The following is a 14711-nucleotide window of genomic DNA, read 5'->3' as shown; positions in this document are numbered from 1 at the left end:
GCCTCTTCGCGGGTAAACCCGCTCCCACAGGTACGGCACAGGCCTGAAGAGCTGCGCGGTCCTTGTGGGAGCGGGTTTACCCGCGAAAGGGCCGGCACAGGCAAAGCAGATTTCCCAGGAACCACACATGCTGAAAATCGACACCCTGCACCAGTACTACGGCGGCAGCCATATCCTCCGGGGCCTGTCCTTCGAAGCCAAGGTCGGCGAAGTCACCTGCCTGCTGGGCCGCAACGGCGTGGGCAAGACCACCCTGCTGCGCTGCCTGATGGGCCTGGTTCCGGCGCGCGACGGCAACATCGAATGGGAAGGCAAGCCGATCACCAACCTCAAGCCCCAGCAACGGGTCCACGCCGGCATCGCCTACGTGCCCCAGGGCCGCGAGATCTTCCCGCGCCTCACCGTCGAGGAAAACCTGCTGATGGGCCTTTCGCGCTTCCCCGCCCGTGAAGCTCGGGAAGTACCGCCCTTCATCTACGAACTGTTCCCCGTGCTGGAACAGATGAAACAACGCCGTGGCGGTGACCTGTCCGGCGGCCAGCAGCAACAGCTGGCGATCGGCCGCGCCCTGGCCAGCCGCCCGCGCCTGCTGATCCTCGACGAGCCCACCGAGGGCATCCAGCCTTCGGTGATCAAGGAGATCGGCGCAGTCATCCGCCGCCTGGCCGAGCGTGGCGACATGGCAATCCTGCTGGTGGAGCAGTTCTACGACTTCGCCGAGGATCTGGCCGACCAGTATCTGGTGATGGCCCGTGGCGAGATCATCCAGCGGGGCCTCGGTGAAAACATGCAGGCCGAAGGTGTGCGCGGGCTGGTAACCATTTAATCTGCAAGCAACAACCCTGCGAGACGCTGTCATGAGTCATGAAATCCGCGACGCCCTGCCTATCGACGTGCCGGGCATCCTCGACATCTACAACGACGCGGTGCGCAACACCACGGCGATCTGGAACGAAACCCCAGTGGACCTGGCCAACCGCCAGGCCTGGTTCGATGCACGTGCGCAGCAGGGTTACCCGATCCTGGTGGCGGTGGATGAGAGCGGGGTGCTGGGCTATGCGTCGTTTGGCGACTGGCGGCCGTTCGAGGGCTTTCGCAACACCGTGGAACATTCGGTTTATATCCGTAGCGATCAGCGTGGCAAGGGGCTGGGGCCGGTGCTGATGGCGGCGCTGGTCGAGCGTGCGCGCGCGTGTGGCAAGCATGTGATGGTGGCGGCCATCGAGAGCGGCAATGCAGCGTCGGTGCGCCTGCACGAGCGGCTGGGCTTCGTGGTGACCGGGCAGATGCCGCAGGTGGGGGTGAAGTTTGGCCGGTGGCTGGACTTGACCTTCATGCAGCTGGTGCTGAACCCGGGGGCAGAACCAAGCTGAATTTGATTTTGCCTGTACTGGCCTCTTCGCGGGTAAACCCGCTCCCACAGGTACTGCACACATCTCAGGAATCGTGCGATCCCTGTGGGAGCGGGTTCACCCGCGAAGAGGCCGGGCCTGCAAACCTCACATCTGGGTAAACCTGCCCAACCGCTGCCTCAGCATGTTGTTCTCGCTGCGCAGCTGCTGCACTTCCTGCAGCAGCTCCAGCGCCAGCGCCACCCCTTCCCACTCCAGTTCCAGCTCCTGATGCAGCTTCGCCGCACGTTTGGCCAACAACGGCGCCTGATCGTCGAACAACCAGTCCTCCGGCGTTCGGCCGGAAGGTTCGACAATGCCGTGCTCGACGATTTCGATCACGCAGTCAGCCGTGATATCGGCCTCCTGACACAAGGTACGCATGTCCAGTTGAACGATCAGGGTGCTGCTCATGATCACTTACTCCATTGTGTCCTCGGGTTGAACGCAGCCTTCTCGGAAAGCTTGGTCCACAATTCGCGGGCAGACTCGTCGGATGCTGGCGGCATGACCACTTTCAGCTGCGCGTAAAGGTTGCCGCGCTCGCCACTCTTGTTGGCCAGGCCCTTGCCCGGCACGCGCAGGCGCTGGCCGCTCTGGCTGTCGGGGCGGATGGTGAGGTTGATCTTGCCGTCCAGGGTCGGCACGGCCACCTTGGCGCCCAGTGCTGCCTCCCACGGTGCCAGCGGCACGGTGATGATCAGGTCATGACCTTCGACATCGAACAGCGGGTGCGGTGCCATGCGAATGGTCAGGAACAGGTCGCCATTGGCCCCGCCACCACTGCCCGGCGCGCCCTGGCCCTTGAGGCGGATGCGCTCGCCGTCGGTCACCCCTGCCGGGATCTTCACGTTCAGGGTCTTGGTAGTGAAGCCGGTGCGCTGGCCCATGGCATTGGTCTGCGGCACCTGGAAGCTGATCTGCTTGGACTCCTTGCTCAGGGTCTCTTCAAGGAATACCGCCAGTTCTAGCTCCACGTCCTGCCCCCGCCTGCCGGCGCTGCGTTGCTGCTGCCGGGCACCACCGAACGGGTTGCCACCCCGGCCACCAAAGATCGAGCTGAAAAAGTCGGAAAAATCACCGCCTTCGAAACCACCGCCACCGCCGCGGCTTTCCCAGCCCGGTGGTGCCTGGAACGGCCGGCCATGCTGGCCGCCGTACTTGCGGATTTCGTCGAATTCGGCACGTTTCTGCGCGTCGCCCAGCACTTCGTAGGCCTCGTTGGCCTCCTTGAATTTTTCCTCGGCGTCGCGCTCCTTGCTGACATCGGGGTGATACTTGCGCGCCAGCTTGCGGTACGCGGCCTTGATCGCCTTGTCGTCCGCCGTGGGCTCTACGCCGAGTATCTTGTAATAGTCTTTGAAGTCCATCTATGGATCACCAATGTGAATGTGCGTGTTGCAAAAGAAGATAGGGGTCAAGCATAGCCTTTCAAGACCGCCTTGGGTTTGCTCCATGGCAGACGACCGGTCTTGATTCTGTAGCCAACTGGCATACACTGCGCGGCCGTTTTGCCTCCGGAAGCTCATTCCCCATGTCTGACGTATCCCCGGCCCGCGCCCTGGGCATCGACTTTGGCACCTCCAACTCCACGGTCGGCTGGCACCGCCCCGGCGTCGAGTCGCTGATTGCCCTGGAAGACGGCAAGATCACCTTGCCCTCGGTGGTGTTCTTCAACATCGAGGAGCGTCGCCCGGTATATGGCCGCCTGGCACTGCACGAGTACCTGGAAGGCTACGAAGGCCGCCTGATGCGTTCGCTGAAAAGCCTGCTGGGTTCCAAGCTGATCAAGCACGACACCAGCGTGCTGGGCAGCGCCCTGCCATTCAAGGACCTGCTGGGCATGTTCATCGGCGAGCTGAAAAAACGCGCCGAGGCCGCTGCCGGGCGCGAGTTCGAGCAGGTGGTGCTGGGCCGCCCGGTGTTCTTCGTCGACGAAGACCCGGCCGCCGACCAGGAGGCCGAGGACACCCTGGCCGAAGTGGCGCGCAAGATCGGCTTCAAGGATGTGTCGTTCCAGTACGAGCCGATTGCCGCGGCCTTCGACTACGAGTCGAGCATCAGCCGCGAAGAGCTGGTGCTGATCGTCGACATTGGCGGGGGTACCTCGGACTTCACCCTGATCCGCCTGTCGCCCGAGCGCCACCTGGTGGCCGAGCGCCAGAGCGACATCCTCGCCACCGGCGGCGTGCACATTGGCGGTACCGACTTCGACAAGCAGCTGAGCCTGCAGGGCGTGATGCCGCTGTTCGGCTACGGCAGCCGCATGAAGAGCGGCGCGCTGATGCCGACCAGCTATCACCTCAATCTCGCCACCTGGCACACCATCAACGCCCTGTACTCGCAGAAGTCGCAGCTGGCGCTGGGCAGCATGCGCTATGACATCGAGGACACGCTGGGCATCGACCGCCTGTTCAAGCTGATCGAAGAGCGTGCCGGGCACTGGCTGGCGATGGAAGTGGAGGCCAGCAAGATCGAGCTGACCGAGCAGCAGAACCGCCACGTCGACCTCAGCCGCATCGAGCGCGAGCTGGGCGTGGACCTGTCACGGGCGCTGTTCGAGGGAGCTATCGAAGGGTTGCTGGAGCGGGTGCGTGGTAGCGTGAGCGAACTGCTGGCCAAGGCTGGAGTGAGCGAAACACAGGTCGATACGGTGTTCTTCACCGGCGGTTCCAGCGGGATTCCGGCGCTGCGCAACAGCGTGTCGGCGATGCTGCCGAATGCGCGGCATGTGGAAGGCAACATCTTTGGCAGCATTGGTAGCGGGCTGGCCATCGAGGCGCGCAAGCGTTACGGCGTAGCCTGAGCCATCCCTTTCACCTGTGCCGGCCTCTTCGCGGGTAAACCCGCTCCCACAGGGTCCCCGCAAGTCTTGAGAGAAGTGGCGAACCTGTGGGAGCGGGTTTACCCGCGAAGAGGCCGGTACTGGTCAATAAAGAATCAGACCAGTTCGGCCCGCTTCAGCTCACTCTTCAGGTAGGCATAGTAGATCGGCCCCGCCACCACCCCCGGCAGCCCGAACGCCGCTTCGAACACCAGCATCGCCAGCAGCAATTCCCACGACTTGGCACTGATCTGCCCGCCCACGATCCGTGCGTTGAGGAAGTACTCGACCTTGTGGATGACGATCAGGTAACCCAGCGCCGCCGCCGCCACCCAGATCGACAGCGACAGGCCGACGATGGTGATCAGGGTATTCGACATCAGATTGCCGATCACCGGCAGCAGGCCCAGCAGGAAGGTCAGCACGATCAGCGTCTTGGTCAGCGGCAGGTGCACATCGAACATCGGCAGCACCACGGCCAGGAAGATGCCGGTGAAGGTGGTGTTGAGCAGCGAAATCTTGATCTGCGCGAAGACGATGTTGCGAAACGCCTGCACCAGCAGGCTCAGGCGCTCGAACAGCGCCGCCGCCAGCGGCTTGCGCCGGGAGATGTCGGGGATGCGCTGCAAGGCGACGATGGCGCCCAGGATCATGCCGATCAACAGGGTGACGAACATGTGCGCCATGCCCTTGCCCACCAGCTGCAGGTCGCTCAGGTGGCTCTTGATCCAGTCACCGATGGCCACCTTGAACTCCGCCGCACTGGCCGGCAGGTAGCCTTCGATGAACGGCGGCAGCTGCCCGCGGGCGCGCTCCACCAGGGCCATGAACTTGTCCAGCGAAGCCCCGGGGTTTTCCGCCTCGTGCAGCAAAAAGCTGAAAGCACCGGCAAACAGCAGGGTCAGGGTGCTGACCACCAGCGTGCCGAGCAGCGCTACAGCCAACCAGCGGGCGCGCTGCCCGGCAATCAGCGGCTGCAGCCGCGGCGTGAGCATGTTGACCAGCTCGAACACCAGCAGGCCGGCCAGCAGGCTCGGCAGCAATTTCAGGGGCAACGCCAGCAACAGGCCGGCAAACACGATGATCCAGCTGGCCAGGGTGACCTGGCGGGGGGTGAAGGTCATACAGCCTCAACGGCAGACAACGGGAAAGACCCGCAGTCTGCCAGCCTTACGTCTGCAGGCATAGGCGCAGGTCATTTCTTCTTCAGGCAGTCGCTCATGAACGCTTTGCGCTCGTCACCCTTCAGGGCCTTGGTGGTGGCGTCGGCGTTGCAGGTTTTCATCTTTTCTTGCTGGGATTGCGGCACATCCTTCTTCAGGCAGGTGCTCATGAAGGCTTTGCGCTCATCGCCCTTGAGGGCCTTGGCGGTGGCGTCGGCGTTGCAGGTTTTCATCTTTTCCTGCTGCGCGGTATTGGCGGCGAAGCCTTGGGCGCTGAACAACACCGCCAACACCAGTAAGGGGATTTGCAGCACTTTCATGGAGTAGTCTCCTTGGCTCCGCGCCCGATGCACGGGGGTCGAGCTGAGTGTAGCCAAGAATTTCAACGCCCTGCCCGTGCCTGGCGGCGGTATTGCTCGGGCGTGCACTGGGCCTGGCGCTGGAACATGGCGATGAACGCCGAGGCGCTGCTGTAGCCCAGGTCGAAGGCGATGGCCTGGATCGGCTGGCCGGCCTCCAGCGCTTCGATGGCGCGCAGAAAGCGCAGGCGCAGGCGCCATTCGCCAAAACTGATGCCCAGTTCACGCAGGAACTGGCGGGCCAGGGTACGTTCGCTGACATGCACCTTGGCGGCCCAGTCGGCTAGCGGGCGGTTGTCGCCCGGCTCGGCACCGAGGGCATCGAGCACCTGGCGCAAGCCTTCGCTGTGGGCAAACGGCAGGTAGCAGGCCTGGGTGGGCGCCAGCAGCAACTGGTCGAGCAGCACTTGCACCAGGCGCTGGTCGCGCTCGCCCTCGGCCACCCGCAGGTCGCGCCGGGCGAAGTCGGCGAGGATGGCCTTGAGGATGTCGCTGATCATCAGGCTGCACGGTTGCTGCGGCAGTGCGGCGCACAGGCTGCGGTCCAGGTAGACCGAACGGTAGACGATGGCCTGCGGGTTGTAGCAGCCATGCTCGGTGTCGGGCGGCACCCACACGGCGTATTGCGGCGGCGACAGGAAGTGCTGGCCAGCGACCTCCAGGTGCATCACGCCGTGGGCGGTGTAGTTGAGCTGGCCCCAGGCGTGGCGATGCAGGGCGCTGCGGGTGTCGGCACCGAACTCGTCGTGGCGGAAGTACACCGGGGCCGGGAGCCGGGTGAATTGGGGAATGTCGAGGTATTTGCGCGGCATGCTGTCTGCTTTGCGGGGTGGGTTGTCTGGATAGGAGTATAGGCTTGTTGACAGACAGTTGATAATGGCTGCCATCGGGGCCTGCTGCGCAGGCCTTCGCGACACAAGGCCGCTCCTACAGGGACCCGCGTTGTCTTCCGGGCCTGCGCGATACCTGTAGGAGCGGCCTTGTATCGCGATGGGCTGCAAAGCAGCCCCAATCCAAGCCCCAACGAGTAACCTGCTACATGAACTACCTGTTCCCCCTGACCGCCATCCTGATATGGGCCGGCAACACCGTGGTCACCAAGATGTCCGCCGGCGCCATCCACCCCGCCGAAATCGGCTTCTACCGCTGGCTGCTGGCCGCGCTGTTGTTCACCCCGTTCCTGCTGCCCGCCGTGTGGCGCAATCGCGCGGCCATTCGCCCGCACCTGGGCAAGGTTTTCGTGCTGGGCATGCTGGGCATGGCGCTGTACCAGAGCCTGGCCTACTTCGCCGCCGGCATCACCAGCGCCACCAACATGGGCATCATCCTCTCGCTGATGCCACTGATGTCTCTGGCACTGTCCATCGCCTGGCTGGGCCAGCGCCTGAGCTACGGCGCCCTGCTGGGCGCGCTGGTGTCATTTTTCGGCGTGCTTGAAGTGGTCAGCGCCGGCCACCCCGCCAGCCTGTTGCAACAAGGCCTGAACAGCGGCGACCTGCTGATGCTGGTGGCCACACTGGCCTACGCGCTGTACAGCTTCCTGCTGAAGAAATGGCAGCTGCGCCTGCCGCCGATGCAGCTGCTGTACCTGCAGGTGCTGGTAGCCATCGTCGTGCTGCTGCCGCTGTTCGTGCTGTCGGACAAGACTGGCCTGAACAGCCGCAACATCGGCCTGGTGCTGTACGCCTGCGTGCTGGCCTCGATGATCGCGCCCCTGGTATGGATGCAGGCCGTGCACCGCCTGGGGCCCAGCCGCACCACGCTGTTCTTCAACCTGCTGCCGCTGGTCACGGCACTGATCGCCGCCGTGATGCTCGACGAGCAGCTGGCCCGCTATCACCTGGTCGGCGGCCTGCTGACCCTGGCGGGCGTGGTGCTGGCCGAGCGCTGGACCACACCGATCCGTCGTTAGAGCCCTGCCGCCTTGAGCCGGGCGGCATGTTCGGTGAACAGTCGCACCGGTTCGGCACCCTTGCCCACCGCACCAAGCGACTGGTTGACGATATCCAGGTGGTCGAGCGGGTAATCGTCGCCGATCACCTGCCCCAGGTGCGAACTGAAGCGCCCGACCATACCGTCGCAATGGCCCTTTTCCTTGACGAAACTGCGCGCGAACAGGCGGCAGAAGTGGCTGCTGCCGTCGAAACGGTTGCGCCGCTGGTCGGTCAGGCCGGGCTGCAAGGTGCCTGACCAGGAGTAATAGCGCACGCCATCGACCTCATAGGCCCCTTCCCCACCCCAGGTGTCTGGCAACCCCTGTGGATAAGCCTGGTTGAACAGCGCCACCCCGGCGCTGGTCAACGACTGGTGCGAGGCGTGTACATCCACCGGCAGCGGGTCGCGGCGCCAGCCGGTTTCCAGCCACACCAGCAGCACGGCCAAGCCATGCAGCACAGCCTTCAGGATGCGCCCCTGCGGGGAATCGCCCGGTGCCGTACGCTCCAGGTAGTCGGCCAGTTCCGAGCCATGGTTGGGCCCCGCCACCGAGGTGACCGAAGCCACCCGACCGGGCCGCCTGGCAGCCGCGTAGCGCGCGCTCAGGGCACCCTGGCTGTGGCCGATGAGGTTGACCTTTTCCGCTCCGGTGCGCAGGCAGATGTCTTCGATGATGGCCAGCAACTGCTCGCCGCGCACCTCGCTGGAATGCAGTGGCGAAACCTGCACCGGGAACACCTGCGCCCCGCCCTTGCGCAGGGCCGGCACGATGCCGAACCAGTAGGGGTAGAGCACTACCCGGACAAAACCGAGCATGCCCGGCACCAGCACCAACGGGTATCGCGTGGCCAATTCCTGCTGCATTGCCCCAGCCCCTTTCCGTGGACGACCGGCCAACACTACAGCGGCCTTGATGACCATCGCAATCGAACTCCCGGCGCGCGCTGCGGTTCCAAACCACACATACCCTTTGCAAGGAGCGGGACCATGTACAAGCAGACCCTGGCAATCCTTCTGGCAAGCGCCACCCTCGCCGCCTGCGGCAGCCGCCCGGAAAACCCGGTGGACTACGTCACCTACCGCGACGAGCCGCTGGTCAAGCAGGTGGAAAAAGGCATGACCATGCAGAAAGTCATCGCCATCGGCGGCAGCCCGTCCAACGTGATCGACCTCCCCCATGGCGGCACCTGCAACGACTACATCCTCAACCACGATGGCCACCAGCAGCCCTACTACGTGCGCTTCGACGCCACCGGCCATGTCGACGCCAAGGGCTTCAAGACTTGCAAACAACGCGAAGAAGACAGCGACGCCGTCCACGGCGCCTGAGCCTTCCAGGCCATATCCATGACCACCCTGATGTTCCAGGAGATGAACATGAATGCGACTGAACTGACCGATGTGCAAACCCTGCGCGAACGTGCCCGCCAGCATGTCGAGCAAGGTGCGGTGACCGAGGGTTACGATGCTGATCGCCAACAGATCCTGCGCCTGCTCAATGATTCACTGGCCACCGAACTGGTCTGCGTGCTGCGCTACAAGCGTCACTACTTCATGGCCAGCGGCATCAAGGCCAGCGTGGCTGCCGATGAATTCCTCGAGCATGCCAACCAGGAAGCCGAGCACGCCGACAAGCTTGCCGAACGGATCGTGCAGTTGGGTGGAGAGCCGGATTTCAACCCGGACAACCTGAGCAAGCGGTCTCATGCCCAATATGTGGCGGGCACTTCATTGAAGGAGATGGTGCTGGAAGACCTGGTGGCGGAGCGGATCGCCATCGATAGCTATCGCGAGATCATTCGGTACATTGGGGATAAAGATCCGACTACGCGGCGGATTTTTGAAGACATCCTCGCGCAGGAAGAAGAGCACGCGGACGATATGTCCGACCTGTTGCAAGGCTTGTGATTGCTGGGGGCGCTTTGCGCCCCATCGCGACACAAGGCCGCTCCTACAGAGGGATCGCGTCTCGGCAGATTTGCGCGATTCCCTGTAGGAGCGGCCTTGTGTCGCGATGGGCTGCGAAGCGGCCCCCTGCTATTTCCTCTCTTTTACCACCGCCGGCGCCTTGCCCGCCTTCATCTGCTGCAACAGCGGCGTGCACTGGTTGGGATCATCCCCGCTGCTAGGCGCAATCAGCGCCAGCAACCCCGCCGCCGGCCCGGCCACCACACCCAACGCCACCATCCCCGCCCCGCGCAACGCCAGCGGCACCGCCTGCACCCCGGCACTGGGCTTGGCGAACGGCCCGCGCACATACAGCGGCGAGCGCAGCGAGAACAGCCGCAGCCCTTTCGATTCAGGAGTAATTTTCAGGTCCAGCTGCTCCGTGGCGAAATTGGCCGTGCCGTTGATGTAGATGATCGCGTTCTCGGTATCGAAGATGAACAGGCGCGTGGTCGCCAGGCCATCCTTGATGCCCACGTCAGCCGCTGCACAGTTGATCTTCACATCCTCATCACCAAACAGCTTGCCGACCACATAGTTGCCCACGTTCAACCCGGCAATCTCCATCAGGCTGCGGCTGATGGCGCCATCGTTGATCAACATGCGCAGGTCGCCATTGGCCGTGCCCAGCAAGGCGGCTACCGAGTTGCCCCGGCCGGCGATATCGGCATCGCCATTCAACTCACCGAAGCTGGTCTGCATCGGCGCAAAGGATGGGAACAACTGCTTGAGCTTGAAGCCCCGCGCCGTCAGCCGGGCACGCCCCTGCAACGGCACGTTGCGGCCATCCAGGCGGATTCTGGAAGCGAGGTTGCCGCCAGCCACGCCAAAACGCAGGGGCTCCAGGCGCAGCAGGCCGTCCTCCAGTATCACGTGGGCCGACAGGTCGTTGAACGGCAGTTGTGCGCTGTGCACGATGCGCTTGCCGGCGAAGGTGACGTCGGCGTCCATCGTGCGCCAGCGCTCGGTGCGGAACTCTTCCACCGGCAGCACCTTGCCCGCCGGCTGCTTGCTGGCACCCCCGCGGGCCTTCTGCTCGGCGTTGGAGTCGGCGCCGATCAGCGGCGCCAGGTCCTTGAACAGCAACTGGTTGGACACCAGGTTGCCGGACAGCTTGGGCCGTGGCTGGCTGGCAACGAAGGCCAGGTCGCCGTGGATATCGCTGTCACCGATCTTGCCGTTGAAACCTTGGTAGTTGAAGGTCGCCCCTTGCGCCGCGTGCAGGTTGGCGCTGAGGTGGCCGTCGGTGGAATAGGCCGGGGTGTCGGGCAGGGTTACGCCGGTCAGCGGGTAGAGGTTGCCCAGGCTGGCCCCGGACAGGCGCAGGCGCAGGTCGAGGGCGCCGAGGTTGCGCGGGTCGGTCAGGGTGCCGGCGAGTACCACATGGGTGTCGGCGATGTGCACGTCAGCCTGCAGCGGGAACGGCTGGCTGGCGTCCTGCAGGGCCAGCAGGCCGCCGATCTTGCCGGTGCCGGACACTGGCTGGCCTTTGTAGCGGCCCTGGGCCTTGAGCCCGAAGGCGTAGTCCTGCGCGGCACCGGCCTTCTCGGCGCTGGCCTTGCCGACGATGTCGCTGAACGGGACAGGCTTGCCCAGCGGGTCGATCTGCACCTTCATGCTGGTTTTCAGGGTTTGGTCATCGAAGCTGACATTGCCCTGGTCGAAGCCGATGGCGCCAATGTCCAGCTGCCATTTGGAAGGCTCTGCGTTTTCATCCTTGGGGCCGAAGTCGAAGATCCAGTTGGCGCGGCCATCGGCCAGGCGGGTGAGGCTGGCTGTGGGCTTGGTCAGGTCGATGCGCGGGATGCTGATCTGCTGGAACAGCAGCGGCAGCGGCGCCAGGCGGAACGCCACGCGCTCCAGGCCGACCATCTTCGGTTCCTTGAGCCACTCGGGGTTGCCCAGGGTCAGGTCTTCGGCAATGAAGTGCGGCCAGGGCACCCAGGCACGCCAGCCCCCCTCTTCTGGTTCGGTGCGCCAGTCCACGGCAAGGTTGCCATTGATCGCGAAGGGCCGCTGCAGGGCCTCGGATACTTTCTCGTTGAGCAGGGGCTTGACGCGGTTCCAGTCGAAGGTGGCGATCACCACCACCAGGATCGCCAGCAGGGTCAGCAGGCTGGTGAAGGTCCAGAGGAGGATTCTGGCGGGACGCGTCATTGCGTGATTCTCCTTGCGGTATGGCACAGAACAGGTGCAGCGGTGGCACTCAATATCTCGGACTGATGAAAACCCGTGGGGTTTTATCGATGGCGCCATGATAGCGAAGTTTTTCCTGGCCTTTTGCTCAGCAATTCGTCGCGCCAGACCATACGTGTTACCCGCAAACATCGCCATCAAATTGCCACCCTCCGGCCTGGAAAGTGCTTTCTAGAGCAGCTTGCAACCTCTATCAATACGGTCGATTGTTACCATTACCCGTATGAACTTCTCTCTGGCGTTACCCGGCGTAGCATTGGCTCCGTACCCACTTTCCAGCCCCCGAGAGGAGCACCGAAATCATGAAACGCCATCTGCTGACCCTGACCCTGTCCATCCTGGCCGCCAACGCTTTTGCCCTGCCGGCCGACGAGCAACACCTGACCGCCGAATCGCGCTCCAGCGCTGCCGAAATCGCCCAGCCGCTGAAAACCGTTGCCGAAGGTGGTGCTGATCGCCTGATCGAACGTAGTGGCCGTGTTGCCGAAGGTGGTTCCGATCGCCTGATCGAACGTAGTGGCCGCGTCGCCGAAGGTGGCTCCGATCGCCTGATCGAACGTAGTGGCCGTGTTGCCGAAGGTGGCTCCGATCGCCTGATCGAACGTAGTGGCCGCGTCGCCGAAGGTGGCTCCGATCGCCTGATCGAACGTAGTGGCCGTGTTGCCGAAGGTGGCTCGGATCGCCTGATCGAACGTAGTGGCCGTGTTGCCGAAGGTGGTTCCGATCGCCTGATCGAACGTAGTGGCCGTGTTGCCGAAGGCGGCTCGGATCGCCTGATCGAACGTAGTGGCCGTGTTGCCGAAGGTGGCTCCGATCGCCTGGTTGAACTCAGCCGTGTGAGCTGATCACCATGGCCGAAAAGAACAACCTCTGTCACAACGCTTGCTCCCCTCCAGGCCCGGTCCATTGACCGGGCTTTGTTTTTTTAACTAGAGTGCCCAGCCTTACCGCCACAGAAGCCCGCACCATGCTGCCGCGCGCCGAACAGAAGCTACAGACCCGCCAGGCCCTGCTCGATGCCGCCTGCCAGCTCATGGAGAGTGGCCGTGGTTTCGGCAGTATCAGCCTGCGCGAAGTGGCGAAGACAGCCGGCATCGTACCCACCGGCTTCTACCGGCATTTTTCCGACATGGACGCCCTGGGCCTGGCCCTGGTTGCCGAGGTCGACACTACCTTCCGCCAGACCATCCGCCTGGTGCGCCAGAACGAATTCGAACTGGGCGGCATCACCGACGCATCGGTGCGCATCTTCCTCGACGTGGTCGCCGCCCACCGTGCGCAGTTCCTGTTCCTCGCCCGTGAGCAGTACGGCGGTTCGCAGGCCGTACGCCAGGCCATTGCCCGCCTGCGCCAGGACATCAGCGACGACCTGGCCACCGACCTGGCGCGGATGAAGCGCTGGCAGCACCTGGATAGCGCCGCGCTGGCGGTGATGGCCGACCTGGTGGTGAAAACCGTGTTCGCCACCCTGCCAGAGCTTATCGACAGCCCCGAAGCGGGTTATCCACAGGCGTTGACGCCGCAGGAAAAGATCACCCAGCAGTTGCGTTTCATCTTCGTGGGGGCGCGGCATTGGCAGGGGCTTGGCAACCCGAGCTGATCGGTAGCCTGTGCCGGCCTCTTCGCGGGCATGCCCGCTCCCACAGGTACCCCGCATTGCTCGAACCTTGTGGTGATCCTGTGGGAGCGGGCGTGCCCGCGAAGAGGCCGGCACAGACTACCCACAACCCCAGTTCTGCTACCATGGCGCCCTGCCCGACAGCGACGAGCGCCGAAATGTCCGACCCCCGCCCCACCCTGCCCGAACTGGCCCGCTTCAACCAGCACTTCGCCGAACGCATCGTGCCGTTGTGGCAAGGCCCGGGCTGGAACGCCGACATGGCCCTGCCCTACGAGGCCCTGGACGCCCAGCACCAGCCATTGCCGGTGCAGCGCTACCGGGCCATGGCCTGCGCGCGTCAGCTGTACCTGTTCAGCAGCCGCATCGGGCAACCGGGCGCAGCCGAGCGTGCGGCCGCCTTGTTCCGCTCGCTGCAGAAGCACTTCCACGACGCCGAACACGGAGGCTGGTTCTACAGCATCGACGCCCAGGGCAAACCGCTGGACCGGCGCAAGGACCTCTATACCCACGCCTTCATCGTCTTCGCCTGTGCACATTACTGGGGCAAGGTGCGTGAAAACCTGGTGGAGTCCACGCTGAACGCCGCGCTGGACATCATCGACCAGCAGTTCGCCCGCGACGATGGCCTGTACGAAGCCAGCCTCGCTGAAGACTGGGCCGACCTTGGCAGTGGCCCGCTGCAGAACCCGCAGATGCACCTGGCCGAAGCCTTCCTGCAGGTGCTGGCGGTGCGTGACGACGAGCATGCCCAGCAGTCGTTGCTGCACCTGTGCGAGGCGCTGCAGGAACACTTCATCGACCCCGCCCACGGCCTGATGCTGGAAAAGCCACGCGGCACTGTGGATAACTGGTTCGAGCCGGGGCACCAGTTCGAGTGGTTCTACCTGCTGCATACCTCGCCACTGCTGCGTGATACGCCGCTGCATGCGTCCATCGACCGGGCTTTCGGCTACGCCGAGCAGTACGGGGTGAAGGACACCGCGGTACTGGCGATGCTGGATGTGGATGGCCAGGTGCTCGACGCCACCCAGCGGATCTGGGCGCAGGCGGAATACCTGCGGGCGCTGGTGTTGCGGGCGGGGGGCGAGGCGAAGCTGGCCGGGCAGTTGCAGGCGCTGGAAGCGCGGTTCCTGCGTGAGGCGGGCTGGTATGAGTGCCGGGATGGGCAAGGTAGTGTCAGCCGGCATGATATGCCTTCTACTACGCCCTATCACTTGGCGACTTGCCTGGAAGGGTTGCAGCGCCTGAGCTGACGTATTCGCGGGCACGCCCGCT

16 protein-coding genes are annotated in these 14711 nt (G+C 64.0%); 9 read left to right on the top strand and 7 right to left on the bottom strand.

From position 1 onward, the window contains the following. The first annotated feature begins 127 nt into the window (after positions 1-127). Entirely contained in the window at positions 128-826 is a 699-nt protein-coding gene (gene urtE / locus CAG00_RS04145) for an urea ABC transporter ATP-binding subunit UrtE (protein WP_085663557.1), read from the top strand. Between the two features lie 31 nt (positions 827-857). Further along, positions 858-1373: a GNAT family N-acetyltransferase gene (locus CAG00_RS04140; RefSeq protein ID WP_085663556.1), complete on the top strand. Its 516-nt coding sequence runs from the start codon at positions 858-860 to the stop codon at positions 1371-1373. Between the two features lie 126 nt (positions 1374-1499). Here the strand turns inward: CAG00_RS04140 and CAG00_RS04135 are convergent, their stop codons facing one another. Beyond that, positions 1500-1805, bottom strand: a complete 306-nt coding sequence (locus CAG00_RS04135) for a chaperone modulator CbpM (RefSeq protein WP_025340803.1) — start codon at positions 1803-1805, stop codon at positions 1500-1502. Between the two features lie 2 nt (positions 1806-1807). Further along, a complete protein-coding gene (cbpA, locus tag CAG00_RS04130; protein WP_025340804.1) occupies positions 1808-2761 on the bottom strand; it encodes a curved DNA-binding protein in 954 nt (317 codons plus the stop codon). Between the two features lie 164 nt (positions 2762-2925). On the opposite strand from cbpA, the gene CAG00_RS04125 reads away from it, so the two are divergent. After that, positions 2926-4197, top strand: a complete 1272-nt coding sequence (locus tag CAG00_RS04125) for an Hsp70 family protein (protein ID WP_085663555.1) — start codon at positions 2926-2928, stop codon at positions 4195-4197. 134 nt (positions 4198-4331) lie between these two features. On the opposite strand, the gene CAG00_RS04120 is transcribed toward CAG00_RS04125, so the two are convergent. The 3 genes from CAG00_RS04120 to CAG00_RS04110 all read right to left on the bottom strand — a co-directional run bounded on the left by CAG00_RS04120 (position 4332) and on the right by CAG00_RS04110 (position 6549). Beyond that, a complete protein-coding gene (locus CAG00_RS04120; RefSeq protein ID WP_025340806.1) occupies positions 4332-5339 on the bottom strand; it encodes an AI-2E family transporter in 1008 nt (335 codons plus the stop codon). Between the two features lie 71 nt (positions 5340-5410). After that, positions 5411-5698, bottom strand: coding sequence for a PsiF family protein (locus tag CAG00_RS04115; protein WP_085663554.1), 288 nt, complete (start codon positions 5696-5698; stop codon positions 5411-5413). A 62-nt stretch (positions 5699-5760) separates the two neighbouring features. Next, positions 5761-6549 (bottom strand): helix-turn-helix domain-containing protein, encoded by a 789-nt coding sequence (locus CAG00_RS04110; protein WP_025340807.1) that lies wholly within the window; start codon positions 6547-6549, stop codon positions 5761-5763. Between the two features lie 227 nt (positions 6550-6776). On the opposite strand from CAG00_RS04110, the gene CAG00_RS04105 reads away from it, so the two are divergent. Then, positions 6777-7649, top strand: coding sequence for a DMT family transporter (locus CAG00_RS04105; RefSeq protein WP_085663553.1), 873 nt, complete (start codon positions 6777-6779; stop codon positions 7647-7649). Here CAG00_RS04105 and CAG00_RS04100 read toward each other — a convergent pair. Continuing rightward, a complete protein-coding gene (locus tag CAG00_RS04100) occupies positions 7646-8536 on the bottom strand; it encodes a triacylglycerol lipase (RefSeq protein ID WP_085663552.1) in 891 nt (296 codons plus the stop codon). The two genes, CAG00_RS04105 and CAG00_RS04100, sit on opposite strands and share 4 nt — an antisense overlap. Positions 8537-8659: 123 nt before the next feature. Between CAG00_RS04100 and osmE the strand changes: the two genes are divergently transcribed. Both osmE and CAG00_RS04090 read left to right on the top strand, forming a co-directional pair. Next, positions 8660-9001: an osmotically-inducible lipoprotein OsmE gene (gene osmE / locus CAG00_RS04095; RefSeq protein ID WP_015271980.1), complete on the top strand. Its 342-nt coding sequence runs from the start codon at positions 8660-8662 to the stop codon at positions 8999-9001. A gap of 48 nt (positions 9002-9049) precedes the next feature. Further along, on the top strand, positions 9050-9580 hold the full coding sequence (locus CAG00_RS04090) for a bacterioferritin (protein WP_025340810.1): 531 nt from the start codon (positions 9050-9052) through the stop codon (positions 9578-9580). 129 nt (positions 9581-9709) lie between these two features. Here CAG00_RS04090 and CAG00_RS04085 read toward each other — a convergent pair whose 3' ends face one another. Beyond that, on the bottom strand, positions 9710-11776 hold the full coding sequence (locus CAG00_RS04085; protein WP_085663551.1) for an AsmA family protein: 2067 nt from the start codon (positions 11774-11776) through the stop codon (positions 9710-9712). Between the two features lie 341 nt (positions 11777-12117). On the opposite strand from CAG00_RS04085, the gene CAG00_RS04080 reads away from it, so the two are divergent. The 3 genes from CAG00_RS04080 to CAG00_RS04065 all read left to right on the top strand — a co-directional run bounded on the left by CAG00_RS04080 (position 12118) and on the right by CAG00_RS04065 (position 14689). Continuing rightward, the gene (locus CAG00_RS04080) at positions 12118-12660 is read left to right on the top strand and encodes a phage infection protein (protein WP_085599702.1); all 543 of its coding nucleotides are present in this window, start codon (positions 12118-12120) and stop codon (positions 12658-12660) included. Between the two features lie 122 nt (positions 12661-12782). Continuing rightward, a complete protein-coding gene (gene fabR, locus CAG00_RS04075; RefSeq protein ID WP_003259042.1) occupies positions 12783-13415 on the top strand; it encodes an HTH-type transcriptional repressor FabR in 633 nt (210 codons plus the stop codon). Positions 13416-13591: 176 nt separating this feature from the next. After that, on the top strand, positions 13592-14689 hold the full coding sequence (locus CAG00_RS04065) for an AGE family epimerase/isomerase (protein WP_085663550.1): 1098 nt from the start codon (positions 13592-13594) through the stop codon (positions 14687-14689). Positions 14690-14711 lie beyond the last annotated feature (22 nt).

The organism is Pseudomonas sp. B5(2017) (assembly GCF_002112825.1).
Lineage (GTDB): Bacteria > Pseudomonadota > Gammaproteobacteria > Pseudomonadales > Pseudomonadaceae > Aquipseudomonas > Aquipseudomonas putida_Z.
The sequence above is the reverse complement of the archived record's forward strand: the minus strand, read 5'-3'. Positions and strand labels throughout refer to the sequence as shown.

Bases quoted from the DNA above. Each gene is read 5' to 3' on its own strand.
- CAG00_RS04080 (WP_085599702.1), top strand. From the start codon at position 12,118: ATGAAACGCCATCTGCTGACCCTGACCCTGTCCATCCTGGCCGCCAAC.
- CAG00_RS04115 (WP_085663554.1), bottom strand. From the start codon at position 5,698: ATGAAAGTGCTGCAAATCCCCTTACTGGTGTTGGCGGTGTTGTTCAGC.
- CAG00_RS04105 (WP_085663553.1), top strand. From the start codon at position 6,777: ATGAACTACCTGTTCCCCCTGACCGCCATCCTGATATGGGCCGGCAAC.
- CAG00_RS04120 (WP_025340806.1), bottom strand. From the start codon at position 5,339: ATGACCTTCACCCCCCGCCAGGTCACCCTGGCCAGCTGGATCATCGTG.
- fabR (WP_003259042.1), top strand. From the start codon at position 12,783: ATGCTGCCGCGCGCCGAACAGAAGCTACAGACCCGCCAGGCCCTGCTC.
- CAG00_RS04140 (WP_085663556.1), top strand. From the start codon at position 858: ATGAGTCATGAAATCCGCGACGCCCTGCCTATCGACGTGCCGGGCATC.
- CAG00_RS04085 (WP_085663551.1), bottom strand. From the start codon at position 11,776: ATGACGCGTCCCGCCAGAATCCTCCTCTGGACCTTCACCAGCCTGCTG.
- CAG00_RS04100 (WP_085663552.1), bottom strand. From the start codon at position 8,536: ATGCAGCAGGAATTGGCCACGCGATACCCGTTGGTGCTGGTGCCGGGC.
- cbpA (WP_025340804.1), bottom strand. From the start codon at position 2,761: ATGGACTTCAAAGACTATTACAAGATACTCGGCGTAGAGCCCACGGCG.
- urtE (WP_085663557.1), top strand. From the start codon at position 128: ATGCTGAAAATCGACACCCTGCACCAGTACTACGGCGGCAGCCATATC.
- CAG00_RS04125 (WP_085663555.1), top strand. From the start codon at position 2,926: ATGTCTGACGTATCCCCGGCCCGCGCCCTGGGCATCGACTTTGGCACC.
- osmE (WP_015271980.1), top strand. From the start codon at position 8,660: ATGTACAAGCAGACCCTGGCAATCCTTCTGGCAAGCGCCACCCTCGCC.
- CAG00_RS04110 (WP_025340807.1), bottom strand. From the start codon at position 6,549: ATGCCGCGCAAATACCTCGACATTCCCCAATTCACCCGGCTCCCGGCC.
- CAG00_RS04135 (WP_025340803.1), bottom strand. From the start codon at position 1,805: ATGAGCAGCACCCTGATCGTTCAACTGGACATGCGTACCTTGTGTCAG.
- CAG00_RS04065 (WP_085663550.1), top strand. From the start codon at position 13,592: ATGTCCGACCCCCGCCCCACCCTGCCCGAACTGGCCCGCTTCAACCAG.
- CAG00_RS04090 (WP_025340810.1), top strand. From the start codon at position 9,050: ATGAATGCGACTGAACTGACCGATGTGCAAACCCTGCGCGAACGTGCC.